The organism is Mucilaginibacter galii (assembly GCF_014635825.1).
Classification (GTDB): domain Bacteria; phylum Bacteroidota; class Bacteroidia; order Sphingobacteriales; family Sphingobacteriaceae; genus Mucilaginibacter; species Mucilaginibacter galii.
In genome coordinates this window covers 742,268-765,392 of the sequence record NZ_BMDO01000001.1, presented here as the reverse complement: position 1 = coordinate 765,392, position 23,125 = coordinate 742,268, and the positions used below count along the sequence as shown (strand labels likewise).

Sequence of the window (23,125 nt, the reverse complement as noted above, 5' to 3'; positions counted from 1 at the left end):
ATGTTTATGAAACGCTTTTTTATAATTGCTGCTGTGCTGGTGGCATTTGGTTTAAATACTACTTATGCCCAAAAGCAGGCAGGCAATCTTGTTTATGTAGATCAAGAGGGTGCCATGCGCTGGACGGCCCGCAATCAAAAAGCTTTCTTTTTTGGGATGAACTATACCGTGCCGTTTGCCTTTGGTTACCGCTCTCATCAAAAGTTAAACATCAACCCCGAAAAAGCTATAGATAACGATGTTTACCATATGGCCCGCCTGGGGTTGGATGCCTTTAGGGTGCACGTGTGGGATACCGAAATAAGCGATGCCACCGGAAACCTGAAGAATAACGAACACCTGCGTTTGTTTGATTACCTGGTGGCACAGCTTAAAAAGCGGCACATTTATATCGTCATAACCCCTATTGCGTTTTGGGGCAACGGCTACCCCGAGCGCGATGAAAAAACGGGTAGCTTTTCGGATAAATATGGTAAAGATGGCGCACTTACCAAAGAAGAAGCTTTTAAGGCGCAGGAAAACTATTTGAAGCAATTTTTCAAACACGTAAACCCTTATACCGGCCTGGCATATAAAGACGATCCGCAGGTTATAGCTACCGAAATTAACAACGAGCCACACCATACCGGTTCGCAAACGCTGGCTACTACCTACATTAACCGGATGATCAAAGCCGTGAAAAGTACTGGGTGGAGCAAGCCCGTATTTTACAACATCAGCGAATCGCCCCGGTACGCGGGTGCTGTATCGGCTTCTGATGCTGACGGATTTAGCTTTCAATGGTACCCCACGGGGTTGGTAGCCGGGCATACCCAGCTGGGCAACCGCTTGCCTAATGTAGCTAAATACACTTTCCCCTATGATACTATTCCATCTTTTGCCAAGCGTGCCCGCATGGTGTATGAGTTTGATGCAGGCGATGTTTTGCAGTCGGTCATGTACCCCATGATGGCCAAAAGCTTTAGGGCGGCGGGTTTTCAGTGGGCTACGCAGTTTGCTTACGACCCTATGGCCACGGCCAATGTAAACACCGAGTATCAAACCCATTACCTTAACCTGGCCTACACGCCGGCCAAAGCCATTGGCCTAATGATAGCCGGACAGGTGTTTCACCAGGAAAACATAACCAATCTGAATGCCGCAGGCTACCCGGCCGATAGTGTTTTTGGGGCGTACAAGGTGAGTTACAAACAACAGCTAAGTCAGCTAAATTCAGATAAATATTACTACTACACCAATACCACTACCGATGTACCTGTTAACCCGACCAGGTTAATGCACGTAGCGGGGGTGGGAGCATCGCCCGTGGTAAACTATAAAGGCACCGGTGCTTATTTTTTAGACCGGTTAGCCGGCGGACAATGGCGTTTGGAAATTATGCCCGATGCCATGATCCTGAGCGATCCATTTGCCAAGGCATCGCCCCAAAAACAGGTGGCTGCGGTGGTATGGCAAGCCAACGCTATGCAAATAAACTTGCCCGGTTTAGGAAGCGATTTTGAAGTGACCGGCCTTAACAATGGGAATGACTACCGGAGTAAGGCCAGTAACCAAACCATAACGCTTAGTCCCGGAACTTATTTGTTAAAGAGAAAAGGCACAAAGAGTATAGAAGTAAACGTTAACAGTACCCTTGGCTTGCGAGAGTTTGTTGCGCCGGCGCCCGAAGATAAAGGCATCCAATTAATCCATACGCCACTTAACCACGTTGCAGCCAATATCCCTTTTACTATAGAGACAGTGATAGCCGGTGTGGGCGCTACCGATTCGGTTATGGTGCAAATGAACAACCTGAGCGGCGTTTACAGTATGGTAAAAATGCAGCGAAGCAGTGCTTTGGCTTACAGGGCAACGGTGCCCGCCACTTTGCTTACGCCGGGTTTGTTGCAATACCGCATTATGGTTTACGGTAAAAACAAAACCTATCATACTTTCCCGGGTAACCACGAGGGCGATCCGTTTGGGTGGGATTACGCTCACGACGACTACTGGCAAACCTACGTAAATACGCCCCGCGCCAATATTGAGCTGTTTTCGGCAACGGCCGACCGCCAGCAACTGAACGCTTACGTGCCAGACTGGCGCGCCACGCGTTTGGGCTATACCACCATGGGTAGCACATCGGCATTAGCGGCCACTTTAAGCAATAAAAGCGAAACGCAGCAAACCGTAGGTTTTGAAACTATTGTAGAAGATAAAATCAAATATCAATTGGAACCTGCATTGGCCTACAACGACATTACCTTTAATGCTACCGCTAAAGGGCAAGCCAAGGTCAAGGTTATACTGGTTGACCGCGATGGCTTTGCCTTTGCCGCCACCGTTGAAGTTAGTGCGACGAACAATACTTACACTATACCGCTAAATGCTTTTATGGCCGATGAACAATTGCTGCTCCCCAGGCCATACCCGGGCTTTTTGCCTTTATGGTTTAAGGCGCAGGGTAAGCACAATTTCAATTTGCGAGAGCTGTCTAAAGTGCAGTTAGTTGCCTGGCTCGATAAGAACGAAGAAGTAGCCGTAAGCAGCATTAGTTTACAGGCAGGCCAATAGCCATGTAATTTTTTGAGGTTTTATGAAGTTTTTTGGATAATTAGGTGGATTTTTAAGGAGATATGAATGCTAATTTGCCTTAAAAAGCAAGGGCGATGTTTGAATTTTGCAATCAATTGTTTGATATTCGCAAATAGCTGATGCAAGCGTTACACTAATTTTGATGAACAAAATTGATGGCCATGAGTAAACCCGAAACACTCGAAGATTTTTACCAGCATAAGTTCAACTATTTGCCTGCCAATTTGCAGGGGGATATTGGTCATTTCAATGTGTTTAAAACCGAGGATTGTTACCTGCCGGGAGCCAAGCCAATTACTTACAATCGCCGCGATTATTATAAAATAGCGCTGATACAAGGGCATAACCGTTACCATTACGCCGATAAGAGCATTGAAGTGGATGGTTGTACGCTTATCTTTTTTAATCCGCAGGTGCCCTACACGGTCGAAACCTTGTCTGACGTTCGTAAAGGGTATTTTTGCATCTTCTCTAAATCTTTCTTTACCGACAGGATTCGCGGCGGATTAAACGATTTGCCCATGTATATGCCCGGCGGCAGGCCTGCTTATATTCTAAATGAGCGTCAATACCAGCAGGTTAGCCAAATCTTTGACCGTATGCTGGAGGAAATAGCTTCAGATTATGCCTTTAAATATGACTTGTTGCGCAATTATGTAACCGAGGTTACGCATTTTGCCCTCAAAACACAGCCTACCGAAAACCTGTTTCAGCACCCGGATGCTAAATCGCGTATTACGGCCGTGTTTACCGAGTTGCTGGAGCGGCAGTTCCCTATTGAGTCGCCTTCGCAACGCTTCACTATGCGCTCTGCTAAAGACTTTGCCGAGCAACTGGCCGTGCATGTAAACCACCTCAACCGCGCCATTAAAGAAACCACCGGTAAAACCACCACCGATCTTATTGCCGCCCGCATAGTAGCCGAAGCCAAATCCCTCCTCCGCCACACCGACTGGAATGTGTCAGAAATTGGCTATTCCCTTGGCTTTGAAGAGCCTGCACATTTCAATAACTTCTTCAAAAAGCAAACCCAATTCACCCCTTCGAGGTTCAGGGTAGCTGCGTAAGTAGTAGCTGTTTCTCGTTTATTTGTGAATTTTCTTGTATCGACATCGGGCTGAGTGGCTTTGCCTTATGTTGTCGGTGTGATTGATGGCGGTGTTGTGCGTTTACCTTATTTATTGCTTACCTGAAATTACTTCATGGGCTGTTTGAATTTTGCAATTATTGAATTGAATTATGCAAACGGTGGCGCTTATGGCGCCGTATTTTTGTGTTATTAAAATACTTATTATGAAAGCAATTAAAGTATGGTTTGTAACAGGCACTTCTAAAGGATTTGGACTCAGCCTTGTAAAACAGTTATTAGCCCTGGGGCAACTGGTAGCCGCAACTTCAAGAAATATAGAAGAGCTTAAAGCAGCGGTTGGTGCCCATTCAGGCAATTTATTACCACTGCAGGTAAACCTCGATAATGAGGCAAGTGTAAGCGATGCATTGCAGGCCACGCATGAAATATTTGGCCGTATAGATGTAGTAGTTAACAACGCCGGTTACGGTATTGGAGGTAGTATTGAAGAACTTACCGATCAGGAAACACGTTCCAGTTTTGACATCAATGTGTTTGGTACGCTCAATGTTATACGCAAGGCCATGCCTTACCTCCGTATGCAACAATCGGGGCATATTATCAACCTTTCTTCTATAGCGGGTATTGCGCCGGCTACGGGTTGGGCTATTTACGCAGCCACAAAATTTTCCGTCATTGGCCTTTCTGAAGTGCTGGCTGAGGACGTGCGTTCTTTTGGTATTAAGGTTACGGTGGTAGCACCCGGAGCGTTCCGCACAAACTTTTTAAATGCAGAATCGGTGGTTATGACCAGTAATCCTATTGCAGAGTACCGCAAAGTGCGCGACAATCATGCCCGTTATTTGCAAATGGATGGTCAGCAGGCAGGCGACCCAGAAAAGGCAGCATCAGCTATGATCCAGCTGGCGTATGAAGAAAATCCACCGCTTTACCTGCTGCTGGGTAGCGATGCTTATGAGCGTGCTATGCGCAAACTCGACTATCTCGAAAATGAATTCAGACTTAGCGAGGAACTTTCTAAATCTATGGCCTATCATGGCTAATCTTTCTATAAATCAATATTTAATATTATGAAAACACAAGATAAAGTATGGTTCGTTACTGGTGCCTCTAAAGGTTTAGGTTTGAGCCTGGTTAAAAAGTTATTAGCGCAAGGTTTCAAAGTAGCTGCTACTTCCCGCAATGCAGATGATTTGCGCGCTGCTATAAATAATGTTGCTGACGTTTTTCTGCCATTAACCGTGAACCTCAAATCGGAAGATAGCGTGAGCGTAGCTATTAACGAAACAGTGAGCCGCTTTGGCCAAATAGATGTTGTGGTGAACAATGCGGGTTATGGCTTAATTGGAAGTTTGGAAGAACTGACCGATGCCGAAGCACGCGAAAACTTTGATATCAATGTGTTTGGGTCGCTGAATGTTATTCGCTATGCTATGCCTCATCTTAGAGCGCAAAAATCTGGTCATATTTATAACGTATCATCTATTGGTGGTTTTACTGGTAGCTACCCTGGCTTTGGTATCTATTGCGCAACTAAGTTTGCTGTGCATGGCTTTACCGAATCGTTAGCAGCCGAGGTTAAAGATTTTGGGATAACTGCTACCGTAGTGTCTCCAGGTTACTTCCGGACCGAATTTTTGAGCTCTGGCTCAGTAGGTAATCCTGAAAATGAGATCGCCGAATATGAGTCTGTTCGCCAGTCGCAGCAGTTTCATAACGAGCAAATGAACGGACAGCAACCGGGCGATCCTGATAAAGCCGCTGATGTATTGATCGAAGTAGCTTCGACCCCAAATCCTCCGGTGCATTTGTTTTTAGGCAGCGATGCTTATGGTATTGCCTACGACAAGATTGACGCCGTTAAAACCGATCTTGAAAACTGGAAGCACTTAACCACTTCTACTGATATAACAGCTTAAGGCGCTGTTATATCAGTCTCACTTATATCAAAACGTTCTCATGTTTACAGAAATTTATCTGCTCTCGAGCCTCATTCGCTTAGTTTTAGCGGTAGCAATAAGCTATTTCCTGGTTTATTATTGTAAAATTGATCAGGTTGTATAGTTAAACGCATCTGTTAAAATAGGTAGTTTGCAGTTCTCATTCTTATAGGTGTAACCTGCCAACTCAAACTTTGAAAATATTTGAGTGTTACCATAGCGGTTAACAAGTAAAATAATGATCATTAAAAAACAACATATAGCTTTAGGTATTGCCGGTGCAGTTGTAGCTGGCATTGCGTTAACATTTTCGTCCTGTGTATCTATACCCAAAGGTGCCAGGGCGGTAAAACCCTTTAATGTAGATAAATACATAGGCAAATGGTATGAAATTGCACGCATGGATTTCAAATTTGAAAAAAATCTGCAACAAGTTACGGCTACTTATGCGCTCAACGAAGACAACTCGATTAGGGTTGATAATAAAGGCTTCAACGTTAAAGACAAGCAGTGGAAAGAGAGCATAGGCAAGGCAAAAGCAGTTAATGATCTATCAGAAGGCAGATTGAAGGTGTCGTTTTTCGGGCCGTTCTACACAGGCTATAATGTTATTGCCATTGACGATGATTATAAATATGCGTTGATAGCCGGGAACAATCTAAAGTATTTATGGCTCTTATCAAGGGAGAAAACAATGCCCGAAGATGTCATGAAACGATATCTTGCTCAGGCAAAGGCATTGGGCTACGATGTAGATAAATTAGTTTGGACCAAGCAAGATTCGCAGTAAAACAGAGGTGAGTGCTAAAAATAAGATATGCTAAATTAAAAACGCCTTCATGATATCATGAAGGCATTTTAATTTAATATGGAAATAGGAGAGCCCAATTAACCTTCGTAGTTAGGGTCAAATTCTACAATCCATTCAATACCATACTTATCTCTGAACATTCCGGCGTATGTACCCCATGGACTGTCGCCAACAGGTCCTTCAACGTCTCCGCCTGCTGATAGTCCGTTGAATATTTTGTCTGCTTCTTCGCGGCTTTCTGCGCTCACCACTATTTTCGATCGGTTTTCGGTTTCGCTTACCTGCCCCATAAATTCGGGCACGTCATTGCCCAGTAACATATTATGTTTACCAAGCGGGAGGGCAATGGTCATTATTTTGTTTGCCTCCTTTTCGGGTACCTGAAATTCATCGCTTGCCAGGTCTTTAAAACGGACGATCTTTGCAAATTCGCCACCAAAAACCGATTTGTAAAAAGTAAATGCTTCTTCAGCGTTTCCGTTGAAATTGATCCAGGGATTAATTGTTCTCATGGTTTTTTATTTAAAATGTGATTGGTTAATTCCTTTCAATTGCCGTACCTATACGGTTAATAAATGGTTTTACGGGTTTGTCAATACCATAGTAAAATCTATTTTGAACGGGTCTTGTCACCCTGCTCTATCAACCCTTGTTTGCCAATAATCTAAGATATTAAATATCCTTATTATTTCAGGCTTGTTAAAACAAGCTTCTTTAAGGGCTTTAGCCCAGCTAAATATTCATCAAATCAATTAGCTATTCCTTTGGCAGAATAATTGTCGTTTTCTCTACGTTGACTATAGCAAACAAACCTCATGAAAAAAGCCCTACTATTCTTAGTTGCCTTAAGTATGCTCTTTGTACAAGCGTGCAAGAAAGAAAATGATCCGTCGAACGAACTGGAATTGGTTAAAAATAGATTAATTATTGGTGAGTGGACTCTTCAGTCCTATTCCTTTAAAGTATACGATGCAATTACCGGCGAACCGAAAAGTGCTCAAGACTACGATATATCTAAAATAAAGACTATAACCTTTAGGTCGGATGGTAAGTACTATACAAATATAGGTTCCTCTGGGGAATTTGAAATCGATCAAGCCGGCACCGTCATAATACTTAAAAGTGCCGCTGGTGTTGAAAATGTGGTGAATATTACGACGATTGACCAGAATAAACTTAACCTCTCTACAACAGAGGTTTCTGAAAATACTCGAATTGTTTTGATGCAATATTTTACAAGGTAGCTGCTATGTAGTGGCAGCTCGTAGTATCCGAACATAAAAGGACTCTTACATTTCGTAAAAGTCCTTTTATTATTAAAAGCGGAGAGGGAGGGATTTGTAACCTGAGTTCAAATCCGCTTTCCCGCATAATATTAGGTCATTTTGAAAAAGAGGTCTCTTTAAAGACCCGCTCAAATCAAATTGAATACTCTCAATCGGTATTCAAATATAAGTTATTTTAAGGAAAACAGGTATTACGTGCAAAAAACATTTTGGTTGACCCCGTCCAACCAATTTTGATTGACTTCCTAAATACTTGATTATAAAAGCCGCGAATGGTCAAAACGAAATTGGCAAAGAGTGGTCTGTTATGCCTGGTTTATCCAGTCTTATGAATTGATGCTAAAGAAACATGCCGGTTTTGCTGCTGAATAACAACAGCCCTGTTACAAATTAGTCAAGTATCCCGCGAAAGGGATGGAAATGGCAATAAGGAAGGAGATAACGACATCACTGGTGAAAAACCAAAAGACTTTTTCAGTAGCAGCTGAGTTTTTTAACTTTTCCTGTAATAGTGCAGCTTGTATTTCGTTAGCCGCCATTTCCTTTGCCATAACATTTACGTTCGGTAATTTCCTGCCGTCCTGAGACGTCACAGGGTATAAGGTGTAAGTTCTCGTAGCCGTTTGAAGGTATATCCAAGGCACGTTTATAATAGTTCTTTTGAATTGGTAATGTATGACATCGATCGGTTGATCGTCGATCATAACGCCATTGAACCAGCTAAGCTTTTTTCTGCTCCAATAAAAGTATAAGAAAGTTGCTAAAAAAATTATCGGCCCAGCCATTATCCCTTTAGGATTTTCACTAAAAAAGTTATTAACGGACTGTGCGTAGGATGCAAGTTTCGGGTGACCGCTGTAAGCTGCGATATGGCACAGGATCACGAGGCTGAACAACCAGAAAATCATACAAAGAAGTAAAAATGCTGCGCGAATGTTTCCGCATTTAAGATGAACACTGGGCTCACTTTCGCCTGGTATATAGGTGGATCGGTTGAAAGGCATGATCACTCAACAGATTCGCCCGTTCATGGTTTCAGATAAGTCGTTTGTTAGAACAATGCGTATGATAGAAAATAGCTCCGCCAACCATCGCAAAGTGATGCATCTTACATACATTACTGAGCAAAGAAGAACAAAATGGTGATCACTGTCAACTATAGAAATTTGCAAACCGGTAGGTTAATATTTTGTTTAGATGGTGGTTTAACTACTTACTGTGCCCGAATCGTTTACAGAAATATCCTTCAAAACACTCATGACCGTTTTCCTAGTGATAACCATCTGCTATTGCATGGGCTTGCTGTTATATGCCGGGATGTTGAGTCGGCAGCTTCGTCCGGTTACCATGAATAATATCCGAACGTTTTCTGCAGGGCCGTCCGGTTTGATCAAGACTTTTTATATTCAATCACGCCAGAATTATCACCTCCGCAGGCATTCGGACACAAGCCGTACTTACGTAGGCTTAACGCTATCCAAATATCTTTACCCAGCGAATGCTATTAACAAAGCTAGTACCGTTACTTTTTATGCACTGTATTCAGCGGATAAAATTTCGGTAACACATTTTGCCGCAACTGCGGGCAATATACCCGCCTCAGCCATCCGGTTGTATATCGATACCCTTAGTTACCTGATGCATGCTTATTATTTTTTATACTTCGGGATGTTTCTGGGATTCACCCTCATCAAAGATATTTACCAACGGATCAAGGGCAAAGCAGATATTGAGTCGGAAGTGTCCAACACCTACAACGCGTCAACAGTCGGAAAATGGCATGGTAGAATTTGGGTGCTGTTTCTTTTGTTTCTCTTAATTTAAATCTCGAAGCTCTATATAGTTCATAAAAACAACATACAACATGTCCATCCTGCTCATTCGTATCCTGTTTTTTTGTTGTGTTCCAATAGGGATATTCATTCTCGTCAAAGGGATCAAACTTATTCGGAAGGCATTTTATGGACCATTATTTTTAGAGCTATCTTACCTTCAGGGAACAGGGCATTTTACATTGACGGAGGAAGGTGATTACTCTGTTTGGCACAAAGCCCCGCTATTGAAAAGAGTTCCCATTGATCGATACCGCCCGCATATCTATAACGATCTGACCAATGAAGAAGTCAATTTAAGCCGTTCCTACAGCGGCATGCAGGCCAACAGTTTTGATGACGGACGCATAGAGCTATTTACATTTTCTGCCAGCCTAGGTAATTACACGTTACAATTGAAAGAAGGCTCAAGTATATCCGGCCTGCAAAAGGTGATCGCCAACATAATTCCGCAGTCAGACGGCGCTGACCTGTCCAAGCACTTTATACAGGTCAGAAAGACACAACCTGTACTGCTTACCTTTCTGGCTATTCCGATCATCATCTTGGGAGGCGGCGGTATCATCGGTGGCTTTGTATTGGGACTGCTGGCCGACCAGGTCTTCAAATAATTATCTTAGCCCCGCCACGTAACGAGCTTTGTAGACGCGTATAAGTCTTTCCAGCCTGACTTTACTAACGTTGAGATCGCTGATGTCAATATTGACCAGACCGCCGGGATGCTGGAAACTGAAAGTGTACAGGATGCCTCTTTTACCGCGGTCCGTTCTGGTGACCTTTTCATTAAAGATCACATCCCAGTTCAAAAAGCCGGTCTCTCGGGTAGTGAGCCCCTGGTTTTTCAGCACAATTTCCGGCTGCTTGTTCAACATCCGTTTGATGTTGATCAACAAGGCGTAAATTGCCACGATTGCGATCAGCTTTAAGCTAAGGTTCCCATTATGCTTTATCGCCAAATACTTTCAAATAGTTAACCTATATAATGCGGAGAGGGAGGGATTCGAACCCTCGATACACTTTTGGCGTATACACACTTTCCAGGCGTGCTCTTTCGACCACTCAGACACCTCTCCGAAAATGGATTGCAAATGTATAATAATCGGGGGGCTTACACAATAAAAAAGCGAAGCCTTATAAAAAGGCTTCGCCAGCAAAACTTCAACTAAATATAACCCTATGCTTTACCTGCAACCTTCAGGTAAACATAAGTATGACTACAGTTATCATAGTTGGTTTAACGGGTATGTAAAATAATAGGCCGTGAACCTCACTTGAATAATTTTAGCTATGTTTGCGCCCGTATGCCATTGATGGTAAAATGCACATTTAACAAACAGGTTGGTTAGTTTTCAATGCTGAGCCTTAACGAAATTAAAAAGCCCATTGCTGCCGAAATTGACGTTTTTGAAGAGAAGTTTAAAGCTTCGATGCAAAGCTCGGTTCCGCTGCTGGACAGAATAACGCATTACATTGTAAAGCGTAAGGGTAAGCAAATTAGGCCTATGTTTGTTTTTTTTGCTGCCAGTTTATGCGGGGGTATCAACGAATCTACTTACCGTGGCGCCGCCCTGGTAGAATTGGTGCACACGGCCTCGCTGGTGCATGATGATGTGGTAGATAATTCTTACCAGCGTCGTGGATTTTTCTCTATCAATGCTTTATGGAAAAATAAGATCGCTGTTTTGGTGGGCGATTTTTTGCTTACCAAGGGCATGCTGCTTTCTTTAGATCATAACGATTTTGATTTGCTTAAGATACTCTCTAATGCGGTAAAGCAAATGAGCGAAGGGGAGTTGCTGCAGGTAGAAAAAGCCCGCAAAACCAATACCGACGAAAAAATTTACTACGAAGTTATCCGCCAGAAAACGGCCTCTTTAATAGCATCGTGCTGCGCCTGCGGAGCTTCATCGGCCGGGGCTAATGCCGATGATATTGAGAAAATGCGCCTGTTTGGCGAAAAAATAGGCATCGCTTTCCAGATCAAAGATGATATGTTCGATTTTGGTACCGATGATGTGGGCAAACCCCTGGGCATCGATATTAAGGAAAAGAAGATTACCCTGCCTTTGATCTATTCGCTTAACAATACCACATCATCAGAGAAAAAGCGCATCATTAGCCTGGTGAAGAACCATAAAGACGATCCTGAGAAAATAGGGCAGATCATCAAATTTGTACAGCAAACCGGCGGCCTGGCCTATGCCGAAAGCCAGATGCAAAAATATCAGAACGAAGCTTTCGACATCCTCAACACATTTCCACCCGGAGAAGCCCGTACAGGCTTAGAGCAATTAGTGAGATACACGACGGAGCGGAAGAAGTAAGAGAGGGTCTGGGTTCAAGACTTGTGCCGTTCTTCTCTTGTCATGCTGAGCTTGTCGAAGCATTCGCCGCTTGGTTAGGTCTTCGATAGGCTTAGACTAACATTGTCAATTATTCATTAGAAATATTCAAGAGAGCAAAGTCAGGTGTAAAGACTTGTGCTACCCCTCTTGTCATGCTGAGCTTGTCGAAGCATTCGCCGCTTGGTTAGGTCTTCGACAAGTTCAGACTGACATTGTCAACTATTCCTTCGGCGCATTTTCTTCATTTCTGAAAGTGTCAATAGTCGTTATGTTAGCCAGCTTAACGGGCTTGCCCGAACGTGCCGATTCGTAAATGGCTTCCATGATCTTTTGGTCTTGCAGGCCTTCTTCGCCGGGGGTGTAAGGTTCCTTGTTTTCCATAATGCACTGGGCAAAGTGATCCATTTCCAGGGCAAATTGTTGTTTTTCGCCCACAATTACATTTTGCTTAATTTCTTGTTTGCCTTGCGCCTGCGAAGCTTCAATTTTTAAACCGTTGTAGTTAAAGGCCGGGTCCATGCCAAACCAGCCGCCGTTGTCGGCATAGCAACGGTAATGTTTAGAATCGTGAACGCTGTATGCCGTGGTATTATTGGCTACTGTGCCACTGGGAAAAAACATTTGGAACATCACCTTATCTTCCACCTCCTTAAAGCGAGGATCGGCGGCATCAGTGTGAATCATGGCCGACACCATGTTGGGTTCTTCGCCGGTGAGGAAGCGGTTGGTGTTAATGCAATATAAGCCAATATCGGGCAGCGAACCGCCGGCAGCCAAAGCTTTTTTGAGGCGCCATTGGTTAGGATCGCCAATGTTTTGCACATTTACTGAGTTAATCACCTTCACTTTGCCAAAATGATTCTCGCGGGTCCACTTCATCATGAGGCGGTTATGAGGTTCGTATTGAATACGGTAAGCGATCATCAATTTTTTGCCCGCTTTTTTACAAGCATCTATCATGTTTTGCGCCTCTTTGCTGGAGTTGGCCATGGGCTTTTCGCAAAGCACATGCTTGCCTGCTTTGGCGGCACGTATTACAAATTCTTCGTGCATGCTGTTGGGCAGCACAATGTACACGGCATCTATCTCGGGATTATTTTTGATCTGGTCAAAATTCTGGTAGTTGTAAATATTCTTTTCGGGGATGCCATGCTGGGCGGCTACCTTTTTTGCTTTGGCTGCATCGCCGCTTACCAGGGCTACGGGCTTGGCATATTTGCACGAACCAAAGGCCGGCATAATTTGTCCCATCGTTAACTCGCCTATACCTACAATGGCATAGCCTATGCGGTTATCGGGCGGGAGCATGGTAGCACCGTTTTCCTGTTGTCGTTCGCTGTTGGCATGCTGGCTGGGCACATCTACCTTAATTACATTAGCCATGGTTTCGCCGCTTCCCGGGCCCCGGCTCATGCTTTGCGCATCGGCGTCATCGGCGGTTAAGCCGCCTATAATGGTAGCTGCCACCAGTCCTTTACCGGCAGTTCCTAAAAAATTGCGACGGTTGTATGCCGGGTTGTTTTCTGATAGCGATTGCATAAGTTGATTGAGGTTTTTCATGCTATATTTCAGATGTTTACTATTAGTTACTAAAGTTTCTTTGAAGAAGTATTTAGTTGCTTTTTTGTTTGTAAAAAATCCTCATAACATCATCGCGTTAAAACTGCTTCATTAATAAAAAGTTATATAATTGCAGCTATGAGCTTTGCTCTTCGGCAACTGCATAAATTATAACTATGAGTATACAGGTTGAAGGCCTTACCAAGCATTACGGTGCGCAAAAGGCGGTAGATGGTATTAGCTTTACGGCCCAACCCGGCGTGCTGGGTTTTTTAGGGCCAAACGGTGCCGGAAAATCAACCACCATGAAAATGTTGACCGGTTTTATTCCGCAAACCGGGGGCAAGGCCAGCGTTTGTGGTTTTGATACCGTTACCCAAACATTGGAGGTAAGGCGCCGTATAGGTTACCTGCCCGAAAGTAACCCGCTATATACCGATATGTATGTAAAGGAGGCGTTGAACTTTGTGGCCGGCATCCACCAATTGCACAACCCCGCACAGCGTATTAACGAGGTTATTGAGCAAACCGGCTTAGGACCAGAGCAGCATAAAAAAATAGGACAGCTTTCTAAAGGGTACCGCCAGCGGGTAGGTTTGGCTCAGGCTATATTACACAACCCCGAGGTGCTCATTTTAGATGAGCCAACATCAGGCTTAGATCCTAATCAGTTGATCGGTATCCGGCAGTTGATACGCGATTTAGGCGCTGAAAAAACGGTGATATTATCTACCCATATTATGCAGGAAGTGGAGGCTACCTGCAACCGGGTCATCATTATTAACCGCGGCAATATTGTTGCAGATGACAGCCTGGGAGGATTGAAAGCTGCGCATGAGCATTTAGGTTTAGAAGAGATTTTTATTAAACTTACGAATACATAAAACACGAAAGGGGCGGTTAAATAACCACCCCTTTCGTGTTTTATGTTTAATACGTTAACCTTATTTGAAAGTAAAACGGAAGCCTAAGCCAAAGCGTGCAGCTTCGAAGCCCGAACCGTGGTTAAGCTGAGCCGATGGTCTCCAGTCGAAATTTAAAGCAATTGGTGCTCCTGCAATTTTGTAATCTAAGCCGGCCATAGGGCGTATTAAAACTGCTGTATACCCTTTAAACGGGCCGTTGCCATCTACAAAGGCAAACTGCGGACCTAAACCTAAGTACCATTTTAAGCCTGATGCACCTTCAATAGGCTGGTGATATTGATAATAACCACCCAACCATACCACATGGTCGCTAAATAACAGGTCGGCTTGCACGGCATCTTTTCCGGTAAAAAAGTGTTTGTAACTTGGACCAACCAGAGTTGAGCCATCGCCAAATTCAATACCTAAACCTACACTGTTTTTGTAAGACTGAGCAAACGTGTGGCTAGCAGTAAATACAACTGCAAGAACGGCTAAAAGAAAAATTTTTTTCATAGTAAATGGTTTTAGTTTGAAAATATCTTATTGCCTCAAACCTCAAAAATTTCAATTTGTTTGAGGTTTTTTTGAAAAAAGTCTGAGCTACTTCTGTGCTTAATCATCCATTGCGAAGGGATTCTTTTAAAGTTTTTATACCTAACTCAAACATTTACATTAAGTTAAATAAGCATTTCTATGCCGTTATAAATGGAGATTTTTGATGAGTTACGGCCCTAATAAATTTAAAAATTATGCTGTTGCGTAATTAGATAATTCCTTAATTTGATGGTCATCAACATTGGGCATACATTACATGAAAAGAATATTTTTACCACTTCTGTTAATACCCTTGATCGCTAATAGTGTGTATGCACAGGGTGGAAGTTCGCCCGCAAATTCAACAGCGCTAAGCATAGGGGCCGAGTTAAACATACCTCAGCGTAGCGGCTATACCATTGGTTACGGTGCATCGGCCAAATTTGAATTGCCATTTGCCAATACACTCAGCTTTACGGCAACGGCAGGCATACATCAATATCATTTAAAAACATTGTTTTCAGGTAAATCGGGAGGTAACGATACTTTTGTGCCGCTCAAAGCAGGTATCAAATATTATATAGATCCGCGCTTTTATGCCGAGGGTGAATTGGGTACGGTTATAGACCGTAACCGCGACAACGATCAAAACCGTTTCACCTATTCGTTAGGCACCGGCTTTCTGCTGCCGCTAAGAAACACATCCAACATGATAGATTTGGGCTTACGTTACGAAGAATGGTCTAAAAATGGGATACAACAATTTGGTATAAGGGTGGCTTACCGGTTTGGCTTGTAACTCTAAGCAACCTTTTAGGTTGTAAAGCATGGTTTTGTTGTGTTTAATTTAGGCTTGCGCTACGAAAGCCGTGTTGAAGATGGCGGTTCGTTAAGCCAGTTCGCTTTACATATAGCTTACAAGTTTAACCTGTCGTGTCTGCAATCTCAAATAAAGCGGCGTAGTTAAGCACCATGCGGCTTTTTTTATGGGTAATAGTTGGCATGGCTTACATACCTATAATTAACAAAAATTAAACAACTTTACGGTTTCAATCTTTTATCAACTATATGCTCCCTATCTTTCAAAAAGAAATCAGCTCTTACCTAAGCTCCCTGGTGGCGTATGTTACCATTGGTGTGTTTTTGCTGGTGCTGGGTTTGTTTTTGTGGGTATTCCCCGAGTCGAGCATTTTAGAGTACGGCTACGCCGGATTGGAGAGCCTGTTTAGCACAGCGCCTTACCTGTTCATGTTCCTTATTCCGGCCATTACCATGCGCTCCCTGGCCGAAGAACGTAAAGAAGGTACGCTGGAAATACTGGCTACCCGCCCGTTAACCGATTGGCAAATTGTGCTGGGGAAGTACCTGGCCTGCCTGATGCTGGTATTGTTTGCGCTGTTGCCTACGCTAATTTATGTATACTCGGTTTGGGTGTTAGGCAATCCGCAGGGTAATTTAGATACAGGCGCGGTCATTGGTTCATACATCGGGCTTTTCCTGTTAGGGGCAGCGTTTGTGGCTATCGGGTTGTTTGCCTCTTCTATAAGTAAGAATCAGATTATTTCTTTTACGGTAGCTGTTTTTCTAAGCTATTTCTTTTACAGTGGTTTTAATTCGTTAAGTCAGCTGCTGTCGCTGCAAAACAGTAATATTGAAAATGTAGGCATCGCCGCTCATTATGATGCCGTAGGCAGGGGCGTGCTGGCCACGGGCGACCTCGTTTATTTCATCCTGATCTCGGGGATATTTATAGGCCTTACCCTGCTGGTCATAGCCCGGCAAAGGCAAAAAGCTTTAAAGTATACGGCTATCCCGGCTTTGGCGGCGGTGTTGTTGGTTGTAGCTGTGTTATCACACTTTACTTATACCCGGTTCGATTTTACAGCCGAAAAGCGCTTCACCATATCAGAAGTAAGCCGAAACGTGATGAATGGTTTGCCGCAGCCGGTAACCGTTACGGTATACCTGCAAGGCAAAGACCTGCCCGGTGGTATGAAACGCTTGCAGCAAGGCACGCGGGATATGCTTAACGATTTGCAGGCATACAGCAACAGTAAACTTTCCTTTAATTTTACTAATCCGCTCGATGGATTGAACCCGCAGGAGCAGGAACAAACCATACAAGATATGCAGGCGCAGGGCATTGAGCCCACTAACCTGAGCGTAAAAACGGATAACGGCGTATCGCAAAAGATCATCTTTCCTGCCGCAATAGTTAAGTGCGGTGAGCATGTAATAGGAGTGAAGCTACTGCAAACCCGCATTGGGCTATCGCCTGATGAAGTGCTGAATAATTCTATCCAAAACCTGGAGTATGCTTTTACATCAGCCATTAAGAAAGCTACCGGCAATGGCAGGCCGCGGATAGGTTTTACCGACGGGCACAACGAGCTCAGTGATCTGCAATTGAACGATGCGCTCAAAAGCTTGGCCGACGGTTATGAGGTGGGGCGGGTTAACCTGCAAACCATGCCATACGCTAATCTGAAAAGCCTGAAGCTTTTAATCATCCCCAAACCCGAAAAGCCATTCACCGAAGTAGAAAAATTCAAAATCGATCAATACCTTATGCAAGGTGGACGAATACTTTGGGCCATTGATCAGGTAAGTGCCGAGTTGGATAGCCTGCGCGGCCACGGCGGCGAACAACTGGCCTTCAACAAGAAATTGAATTTAGACGATCAGCTTTTCCGTTACGGCGTGCGTATTAATTATGATTTGATTGCCGATATGAGCTGCTCGCAAATCCCTGTAAGTACAGGTAACATGGGCGGGCAGGCGCAGATACAGATGCTGCCCTGGTTGTTTTATCCGGTTTTTATGCCGCTGGGCAAGCACCCGGTTATTAAAAATCTCGAAGGTATTCGCAGCGAGTTTGCCAGTACTATTGATCTCTTGCCGGTAAAAGGCATCAAGCAAACCGTTCTGCTGGCATCATCGCCTTATAGTAAAAAGCTCACATCGCCACGTTTGCTTTCGCTGCAGGCTTTAGAGCAGGAGCCTAATCCAAAAGAGTTTCAGGGTGCGCCTCAAATAGTAGGGGCCTTGTTAGAAGGTACTTTTAGTTCCAACTTTCAAAACCGCCCGGTGCCCGAGGGGATAACCGAAAATATACCGGTGCTCAACACCAGTAAGCCAGCCAAAATGATCGTGTTGAGCGATGGCGACCTGCTTAAAAACCAGGTAAGCGCCGATGGTTCGCCTTTCCCGTTAGGTTATGACCGTTACACGCAACAAACCTACGGCAACAAAAATCTGCTCCTGAACATAGCCGATTATATGACCGATGATTCGGGCCTCATATCGCTCCGTAATAAGGAAATTAAGCTGCGTATGCTTAACCGGGCCCGCCTGCGCAACGAGAAAACTTACTGGCAGGCAGTGAATACCATAGCGCCTTTACTACTGGTGTTGATATTGGCTATTTTTCAACATTTGTACCGCAAAAGAAAGTATGCTCATTAAATTTCATACTTTTGGGTTGATTAAAACTTGACTATGAGATTCATTGTTTCGACATTAACTTTACTGAAGCAATTACAGGCAGTAAGTGGCGCTTTAAGCAGTAGCACCGTATTGCCTATACTGGAAAACTTTTTGTTTGAGATCAAAGACGGCACGCTCACCATATCGGCCACCGATCTGCAAACCAGCATGACCACCTCTTTATCTGTTGAAGCCAAAGAGAACGGCCGCATTGCTATTCCATCACGTATTTTACTGGATACCTTGAAATCGTTACCAGAGCAGCCTATTGCTTTTTCGGTAGACGATAAAACTTTTGCCATTGAGATAAGCGCCGGCGACGGTAAGTACAAGCTGAGCGGCGAGAACGGTGAAGATTTCCCGAAGATACCGGTGGTAGAAAATGCATCATCGGTTAACCTGCCGGCATCGGTATTGGCCGAGGCTATCAACAAAACCATATTTGCGGTAAGCAACGATGAATTGCGCCCGGCCATGACAGGGGTGTTTTGCCAGCTGAACAGCCAGTATTTAACCTTTGTATCTACCGATGCACATAAGCTGGTACGCTACCGCCGTTTAGATGCCAAGGCCGAAAGCAATACCTCGTTCATTTTGCCAAAAAAGGCGCTGAACCTGTTAAAATCAGCTTTGCCATCTGATGATGTAAATGTTTCGGTAGAGTATAACAACACCAGCGCGTTCTTCAAATTTGGTAACATTAACCTGGTTTGCCGTTTAATTGATGAGCGTTACCCCGATTATGAAGCCGTTATACCACAAAATAACCCTAACCGTATGACTATTGACCGTCAGTCGTTCTTAGGGACTTTGCAGCGTGTGGCCATATATGCTAACAAAACCACCCACCAGGTGCGTTTAAAAGTAAGCGGTAGCGAATTAAATATCTCTTCGGAAGATATAGATTTTGCGAACGAAGCTCACGAACGCCTGAGCTGTCAGTACGAAGGCGAAGACTTGGAAATTGGTTTCAATGCCCGTTTCCTTATCGAAATGCTGAAAAACCTGAGCAGCGAAGAAGTGGCCCTGCACATGAGCACACCTAACCGCGCAGGCTTATTATTGCCGCAAGGTGGCGATGAGAACGAGGATGTATTAATGCTGGTAATGCCGGTAATGTTAAACAGCTACGCATAAATAATAGCCAATTATAAATTCAAATGGAAAGTCCGGTTGCAAAACCGGACTTTTTAGTTGAGTGAACGTTATGCAGTAAGAAATGTCATTGCGAGCGATAGCGTGGCAATCTCTATGCACCCGGCAACAAAGCGTACAGGAATTGCCACGTCGCTATCGCTCCTCGCAATGAAATGGATGTATTTAAAAACAAATCACATAAAAACAAATCACAGATAACAAACTTTAGAAAAAGCAGTTATAAAACTGGTTATGAGTAAAAGCATCACTTACATAATTTCTTTAGCGGCTGTAATGCTGGCGCTGGCCTCTTGTGTTAAAAACGATCCTGATGTGGCTAAGCCTGGTAACGTAAACGTTAACGTGGTTAATGCCAGTGAGGAGGTGCTCAACTTTTACCTTAACGGCACTCGTCAAAACAGTGTGACCGGTATTTTTCCGTTAGGGGCTAATGGCTATACGGCTATACCAAGGGGTAACCAGCTTTTGGCATTCCGTAAGCAGTTTAACCGCACCCAGTTTACCGATGCCGATATTTTATTTACGCTGCCCGTTAAGTTAGATTCTGTAGCGTCCAAAGTGCGTTATTCCATTTTTGCAGGTGGGATAACCAGTAACGATGCATTCATGGTTTTAGATACTTTAGATAGCGACGCTAAAAATGCGAAGCTCCGTTTTGTTGTGGCTTCTCCGCAGTTTGCTGCCCTGCGTGTATATTTAAATGATACTTTGCGTTTTACCAGCAGTGCATTTAAGCAAGCCAGCACATTTAAACTTGTTGGCAACGGCCAAAAAGTGATCAAGATACGTTCAACTACGAGTGATGAGGTGCTTTACACCAGTACAATACCCATGCAGCAAGGCCTCATTTATACCTTATTTAGTGCGCAGTTAGTAGCCAATAACAAAGCAAATTTAAGGGCTGGTTTAGTGATCAATCAATAATACAGCAGTACTTCAATGAAAGTGAAGAAACATATATTTCATACCTTATTTGCCCTGAACATCATGGTGCTGGTTTTGCCGGGCCTGGTATCGTGCAGTAAAACCGATACCGCTACGCCAACCAGTTCCGACATACAGTTGCAGGTAATGAATTTAAGCCCCGACTCTTATCCCCTCGGCTTGTATCAAAATAACCTGCGTATAACCGGTACTAATTATAGCTTCGGCAATACGCCTTCTTACTTTTACCTTACGTCCACGGCTTATCCTTTACAATTGCGTGTGCAGCGGAGTGATACCGTTTTGGTTTTTAACAACGACTCTTTACAGTTTAAGAACAATACCCGTTACAGCTTATTTTTTATAGGCTTGTATTCTGAAAAGTTGCTTAAACCTCTGATTACGATAGATGATACGGCTTCTTTGCCACCCATTGGTAAAGGCGGTAAGCTGCGGTTCGTAAACGGATCGCCGCGAGCTAAAGGACTCGACATTTGGGCTAACGGCTCCCGCATTATCGAGAATACCGATGTTGGCAAAGTATCCAACTATGTTACTTTACCCACCGGCAATTACAGCTTCAGGGTTTATTCCACCGGTACCTCTACCAACAGTCTTACCAACCTTGACCGGGTTACCATACAAGACGGTCGCCTCTATACGATTTACACCCGCGGCATCATTGGCCGTACCGCTGCCGATACGGCCGCTTTTGGCTTAGTGGTAGTGCCTAATAACCCGCCTAAAATTAACAGGTAGAAAATTGTCCTATCGAAGGATGAATGCTTGGACAATCTCAGCATGACAGGTGAAGAATCACGAGGATAGCAAGCTGTGTCAGTCTGTCGAAGACCTAACCAAGCGGCGAATGCTTCGACAAGCTCAGCATGACAGGTTGAGTGGTGAGTGCTCTATAGGCGCTGCAACTGTGATTATAACTAAAGCATTCAGCGTTAAAATATTTAATAATTGCGCTTATAATAATATGATTACTTTTGCTCCAAATTTTGAGCATTGGAAATTATTAAAGAACTGATCGACTTTATATTGCACATTGATAAACATCTGGTGCAAATTACCAGCCAATACCAGGCCTGGACTTACCTCATTCTATTTGTGATCATCTTTGCCGAAACCGGCTTTGTGGTAACGCCTTTCCTGCCTGGCGATTCACTGCTATTTGCAGCCGGTGCGTTAATTGCCGGTGGTAACTCGGGTTTAGATATTTGGGTGCTGGCCATTATTCTCATCATTGCAGCATTTTTAGGCAATACCGTAAACTACATGCTGGGCAATTATTTGGGTTCGCGTGTGTTTAAGCCCGAAAACAAGGTGCTCAAGCTTGATTATTATTTAAAAACCAAAGCTTTTTTTGATAAGCATGGTGGTAAGGCGGTTATCTTCAGTCGCTTTATGCCTATTATACGTACCATAGCACCTTTTGTGGCGGGTGTGGGCCGTATGCCGTTTGGCCGTTACAGTCTTTACAACATTGTAGGGGGCTTTTCGTGGATCGTGGTATTTTTGTTTTTAGGCTATATGTTGGGTAATGTACCTTTCTTTAAACAGCACTTCTCGCTAATAGCGCTGGGTATTGTGGTGGTATCGTTAGTGCCTCCAATTTGGGCTGCATTAAGGAGCCGGTTTTCCCACACTGCTGCTTAAGGGCGGCTTGGGTAGGGGCTTGTTTACTACACCGAAGTTGGGTAGCTCTGCAACTTTTCCTAATTGATATAAAGCCGCCTCATGGGCGGTTTTTTGTTTTTGTGCTACTGCTGGGAGCGAGTCGAGAAGCTTGTTCAGGTCGGGCTGGCCGGCATCTACCCAGGCCGAATACCAATAGCTTCCCACATTTAATATAGCTACCCGCATGCGGCGTTGCACCATGCCTTTAAGTGCAGTGTGGTATGCGCGGCAGTAGGCGGCAGAGAAATCTTTTATCTTACGTTTGCCCCGCAAGGTGATCTCGTACTTTTGATCGGCAGGGAAGGTTTTGTCCAGTTGCCTTTGTATACGCAGCACCGAGTCGGCACTTTTAAAAGAGCTGCGGCATAAAATGAAGGCCTGCCATAGCGGATTTTCGAGGTAGCGCGCCTTACCGGCGTAGTAATTATAACCGTTGCCAAATTGCTCGGGCAGGCGGCTTTCCCACAACGCATGAATACCCTCCTGGTGGGTAAGCTGTCCGTCGTGGTTTTGGGTGGTATGCAACGGTACGCAGGCATCAGCTACATAATGGCCCAGGTAGGCCGAGTAATGCAGTATGGCGCTGGTATCATGGCTTTTGAAGGCATCAACCAGGTGATAGTAGTTGTACTGGATGGTCCAGGGCAGGGTGCCGTATTTGTAAAGCGTATCGGCCGTGTACTTGTCAACCGCATCGGCCCATTTTTGAGGTACGGTGTGGAAAGGGTCTTTGCCAAAATGGTCGGCATCAAAGTAATGCCTGGGTATCTCGGCCGAATCTACGTAACGCCTGCGGTCGGCACTGATGGCATGCTCGGTAAGGTATTCGAGATTGGCCCGGTAAAAAGTGCTCATGCCCTTAGGTAAGGTAAACACTGCCAGCCGGTTAACGCGGTAATGTGCATAAAAACCCCACGATGTGCAGAGTGTTAGGAGTATAACAGGCAGCAGTACGCGGGCATAATTTTTCACTGAATTTAATAAGTTGATT

General features: G+C 44.2%; 22 protein-coding genes and 1 tRNA gene. 16 read left to right on the top strand and 7 right to left on the bottom strand.

The window, feature by feature from the left end; translation table 11 throughout:
• The first annotated feature begins 6 nt into the window (after positions 1-6).
• The 5 genes from IEV61_RS03265 (at position 7) to IEV61_RS03245 (ending at position 6,394) form a co-directional block, all read left to right on the top strand.
• Positions 7-2,553 carry a cellulase family glycosylhydrolase gene (locus IEV61_RS03265; protein WP_229747016.1) on the top strand — a complete coding sequence of 849 codons (2,547 nt, stop codon included), beginning with the start codon at positions 7-9 and terminating at the stop codon, positions 2,551-2,553.
• Between the two features lie 182 nt (positions 2,554-2,735).
• On the top strand, positions 2,736-3,641 hold the full coding sequence (locus IEV61_RS03260; RefSeq protein ID WP_188413712.1) for a helix-turn-helix domain-containing protein: 906 nt from the start codon (positions 2,736-2,738) through the stop codon (positions 3,639-3,641).
• A gap of 226 nt (positions 3,642-3,867) precedes the next feature.
• The gene (locus tag IEV61_RS03255; RefSeq protein ID WP_188413711.1) at positions 3,868-4,707 is read left to right on the top strand and encodes an SDR family NAD(P)-dependent oxidoreductase; all 840 of its coding nucleotides are present in this window, start codon (positions 3,868-3,870) and stop codon (positions 4,705-4,707) included.
• A gap of 27 nt (positions 4,708-4,734) precedes the next feature.
• Complete coding sequence (locus IEV61_RS03250) at positions 4,735-5,583, top strand: SDR family oxidoreductase (protein WP_188413710.1); 849 nt, start codon at positions 4,735-4,737, stop codon at positions 5,581-5,583.
• Positions 5,584-5,842: 259 nt separating this feature from the next.
• A complete protein-coding gene (locus IEV61_RS03245) occupies positions 5,843-6,394 on the top strand; it encodes a lipocalin family protein (protein ID WP_188413708.1) in 552 nt (183 codons plus the stop codon).
• Positions 6,395-6,492: 98 nt separating this feature from the next.
• On the opposite strand, the gene IEV61_RS03240 is transcribed toward IEV61_RS03245, so the two are convergent.
• Complete coding sequence (locus IEV61_RS03240) at positions 6,493-6,927, bottom strand: VOC family protein (protein ID WP_188413706.1); 435 nt, start codon at positions 6,925-6,927, stop codon at positions 6,493-6,495.
• 303 nt (positions 6,928-7,230) lie between these two features.
• Here IEV61_RS03240 and IEV61_RS03235 point away from each other — a divergent pair, with 303 nt between their 5' ends.
• The gene (locus IEV61_RS03235; RefSeq protein WP_188413704.1) at positions 7,231-7,659 is read left to right on the top strand and encodes a lipocalin family protein; all 429 of its coding nucleotides are present in this window, start codon (positions 7,231-7,233) and stop codon (positions 7,657-7,659) included.
• A gap of 425 nt (positions 7,660-8,084) precedes the next feature.
• Here the strand turns inward: IEV61_RS03235 and IEV61_RS03230 are convergent, their stop codons facing one another.
• On the bottom strand, positions 8,085-8,609 hold the full coding sequence (locus IEV61_RS03230) for a hypothetical protein (protein ID WP_188413702.1): 525 nt from the start codon (positions 8,607-8,609) through the stop codon (positions 8,085-8,087).
• 385 nt (positions 8,610-8,994) lie between these two features.
• Here IEV61_RS03230 and IEV61_RS03225 point away from each other — a divergent pair, with 385 nt between their 5' ends.
• Together IEV61_RS03225 and IEV61_RS03220 are read left to right on the top strand one after the other, a co-directional pair.
• Positions 8,995-9,525: a hypothetical protein gene (locus IEV61_RS03225; protein ID WP_229747015.1), complete on the top strand. Its 531-nt coding sequence runs from the start codon at positions 8,995-8,997 to the stop codon at positions 9,523-9,525.
• Positions 9,526-9,565: 40 nt separating this feature from the next.
• Entirely contained in the window at positions 9,566-10,144 is a 579-nt protein-coding gene (locus IEV61_RS03220) for a hypothetical protein (RefSeq protein ID WP_188413698.1), read from the top strand.
• Here IEV61_RS03220 and IEV61_RS03215 read toward each other — a convergent pair whose 3' ends face one another.
• Both IEV61_RS03215 and IEV61_RS03210 read right to left on the bottom strand, forming a co-directional pair.
• A complete protein-coding gene (locus IEV61_RS03215; RefSeq protein ID WP_188413696.1) occupies positions 10,145-10,441 on the bottom strand; it encodes a hypothetical protein in 297 nt (98 codons plus the stop codon).
• Positions 10,442-10,518: 77 nt separating this feature from the next.
• Positions 10,519-10,606 (bottom strand) — tRNA-Ser (locus tag IEV61_RS03210).
• A gap of 279 nt (positions 10,607-10,885) precedes the next feature.
• On the opposite strand from IEV61_RS03210, the gene IEV61_RS03205 reads away from it, so the two are divergent.
• Positions 10,886-11,857 carry a polyprenyl synthetase family protein gene (locus IEV61_RS03205; protein WP_188413694.1) on the top strand — a complete coding sequence of 324 codons (972 nt, stop codon included), beginning with the start codon at positions 10,886-10,888 and terminating at the stop codon, positions 11,855-11,857.
• Between the two features lie 240 nt (positions 11,858-12,097).
• Here the strand turns inward: IEV61_RS03205 and IEV61_RS03200 are convergent, their stop codons facing one another.
• Positions 12,098-13,438, bottom strand: coding sequence for a Gfo/Idh/MocA family protein (locus IEV61_RS03200; RefSeq protein WP_188413692.1), 1,341 nt, complete (start codon positions 13,436-13,438; stop codon positions 12,098-12,100).
• 176 nt (positions 13,439-13,614) lie between these two features.
• Between IEV61_RS03200 and IEV61_RS03195 the strand changes: the two genes are divergently transcribed.
• Positions 13,615-14,322: an ATP-binding cassette domain-containing protein gene (locus tag IEV61_RS03195; protein ID WP_188413690.1), complete on the top strand. Its 708-nt coding sequence runs from the start codon at positions 13,615-13,617 to the stop codon at positions 14,320-14,322.
• 60 nt (positions 14,323-14,382) lie between these two features.
• Here IEV61_RS03195 and IEV61_RS03190 read toward each other — a convergent pair whose 3' ends face one another.
• A complete protein-coding gene (locus IEV61_RS03190) occupies positions 14,383-14,859 on the bottom strand; it encodes a hypothetical protein (RefSeq protein WP_188413688.1) in 477 nt (158 codons plus the stop codon).
• A 298-nt stretch (positions 14,860-15,157) separates the two neighbouring features.
• Between IEV61_RS03190 and IEV61_RS03185 the strand changes: the two genes are divergently transcribed.
• The 6 genes from IEV61_RS03185 to IEV61_RS03160 all read left to right on the top strand — a co-directional run bounded on the left by IEV61_RS03185 (position 15,158) and on the right by IEV61_RS03160 (position 22,113).
• Entirely contained in the window at positions 15,158-15,679 is a 522-nt protein-coding gene (locus tag IEV61_RS03185; RefSeq protein ID WP_188413686.1) for a hypothetical protein, read from the top strand.
• A 269-nt stretch (positions 15,680-15,948) separates the two neighbouring features.
• On the top strand, positions 15,949-18,345 hold the full coding sequence (gene gldG, locus IEV61_RS03180) for a gliding motility-associated ABC transporter substrate-binding protein GldG (protein WP_188413684.1): 2,397 nt from the start codon (positions 15,949-15,951) through the stop codon (positions 18,343-18,345).
• Between the two features lie 33 nt (positions 18,346-18,378).
• Positions 18,379-19,503, top strand: a complete 1,125-nt coding sequence (gene dnaN, locus IEV61_RS03175) for a DNA polymerase III subunit beta (RefSeq protein ID WP_188413682.1) — start codon at positions 18,379-18,381, stop codon at positions 19,501-19,503.
• Between the two features lie 252 nt (positions 19,504-19,755).
• Positions 19,756-20,448: a DUF4397 domain-containing protein gene (locus IEV61_RS03170; RefSeq protein ID WP_188413681.1), complete on the top strand. Its 693-nt coding sequence runs from the start codon at positions 19,756-19,758 to the stop codon at positions 20,446-20,448.
• A 15-nt stretch (positions 20,449-20,463) separates the two neighbouring features.
• Positions 20,464-21,207 (top strand): DUF4397 domain-containing protein, encoded by a 744-nt coding sequence (locus IEV61_RS03165; RefSeq protein WP_188413680.1) that lies wholly within the window; start codon positions 20,464-20,466, stop codon positions 21,205-21,207.
• Between the two features lie 255 nt (positions 21,208-21,462).
• Positions 21,463-22,113: a DedA family protein gene (locus IEV61_RS03160; protein WP_188413679.1), complete on the top strand. Its 651-nt coding sequence runs from the start codon at positions 21,463-21,465 to the stop codon at positions 22,111-22,113.
• Here the strand turns inward: IEV61_RS03160 and IEV61_RS03155 are convergent.
• Entirely contained in the window at positions 22,081-23,106 is a 1,026-nt protein-coding gene (locus tag IEV61_RS03155; protein ID WP_188413678.1) for a zinc dependent phospholipase C family protein, read from the bottom strand. The genes IEV61_RS03160 and IEV61_RS03155 overlap by 33 nt on opposite strands.
• Positions 23,107-23,125 lie beyond the last annotated feature (19 nt).

Bases quoted from the DNA above. Each gene is read 5' to 3' on its own strand.
- IEV61_RS03185 (WP_188413686.1), top strand. From the start codon at position 15,158: ATGAAAAGAATATTTTTACCACTTCTGTTAATACCCTTGATCGCTAAT.
- IEV61_RS03250 (WP_188413710.1), top strand. From the start codon at position 4,735: ATGAAAACACAAGATAAAGTATGGTTCGTTACTGGTGCCTCTAAAGGT.
- IEV61_RS03165 (WP_188413680.1), top strand. From the start codon at position 20,464: ATGAAAGTGAAGAAACATATATTTCATACCTTATTTGCCCTGAACATC.
- IEV61_RS03195 (WP_188413690.1), top strand. From the start codon at position 13,615: ATGAGTATACAGGTTGAAGGCCTTACCAAGCATTACGGTGCGCAAAAG.
- IEV61_RS03200 (WP_188413692.1), bottom strand. From the start codon at position 13,438: ATGAAAAACCTCAATCAACTTATGCAATCGCTATCAGAAAACAACCCG.
- IEV61_RS03170 (WP_188413681.1), top strand. From the start codon at position 19,756: ATGAGTAAAAGCATCACTTACATAATTTCTTTAGCGGCTGTAATGCTG.
- IEV61_RS03265 (WP_229747016.1), top strand. From the start codon at position 7: ATGAAACGCTTTTTTATAATTGCTGCTGTGCTGGTGGCATTTGGTTTA.
- IEV61_RS03240 (WP_188413706.1), bottom strand. From the start codon at position 6,927: ATGAGAACAATTAATCCCTGGATCAATTTCAACGGAAACGCTGAAGAA.
- gldG (WP_188413684.1), top strand. From the start codon at position 15,949: ATGCTCCCTATCTTTCAAAAAGAAATCAGCTCTTACCTAAGCTCCCTG.
- IEV61_RS03235 (WP_188413704.1), top strand. From the start codon at position 7,231: ATGAAAAAAGCCCTACTATTCTTAGTTGCCTTAAGTATGCTCTTTGTA.
- IEV61_RS03245 (WP_188413708.1), top strand. From the start codon at position 5,843: ATGATCATTAAAAAACAACATATAGCTTTAGGTATTGCCGGTGCAGTT.
- IEV61_RS03230 (WP_188413702.1), bottom strand. From the start codon at position 8,609: ATGATTTTCTGGTTGTTCAGCCTCGTGATCCTGTGCCATATCGCAGCT.
- IEV61_RS03205 (WP_188413694.1), top strand. From the start codon at position 10,886: ATGCTGAGCCTTAACGAAATTAAAAAGCCCATTGCTGCCGAAATTGAC.
- IEV61_RS03190 (WP_188413688.1), bottom strand. From the start codon at position 14,859: ATGAAAAAAATTTTTCTTTTAGCCGTTCTTGCAGTTGTATTTACTGCT.
- IEV61_RS03225 (WP_229747015.1), top strand. From the start codon at position 8,995: ATGGGCTTGCTGTTATATGCCGGGATGTTGAGTCGGCAGCTTCGTCCG.
- IEV61_RS03260 (WP_188413712.1), top strand. From the start codon at position 2,736: ATGAGTAAACCCGAAACACTCGAAGATTTTTACCAGCATAAGTTCAAC.
- IEV61_RS03255 (WP_188413711.1), top strand. From the start codon at position 3,868: ATGAAAGCAATTAAAGTATGGTTTGTAACAGGCACTTCTAAAGGATTT.
- IEV61_RS03220 (WP_188413698.1), top strand. From the start codon at position 9,566: ATGTCCATCCTGCTCATTCGTATCCTGTTTTTTTGTTGTGTTCCAATA.
- dnaN (WP_188413682.1), top strand. From the start codon at position 18,379: ATGAGATTCATTGTTTCGACATTAACTTTACTGAAGCAATTACAGGCA.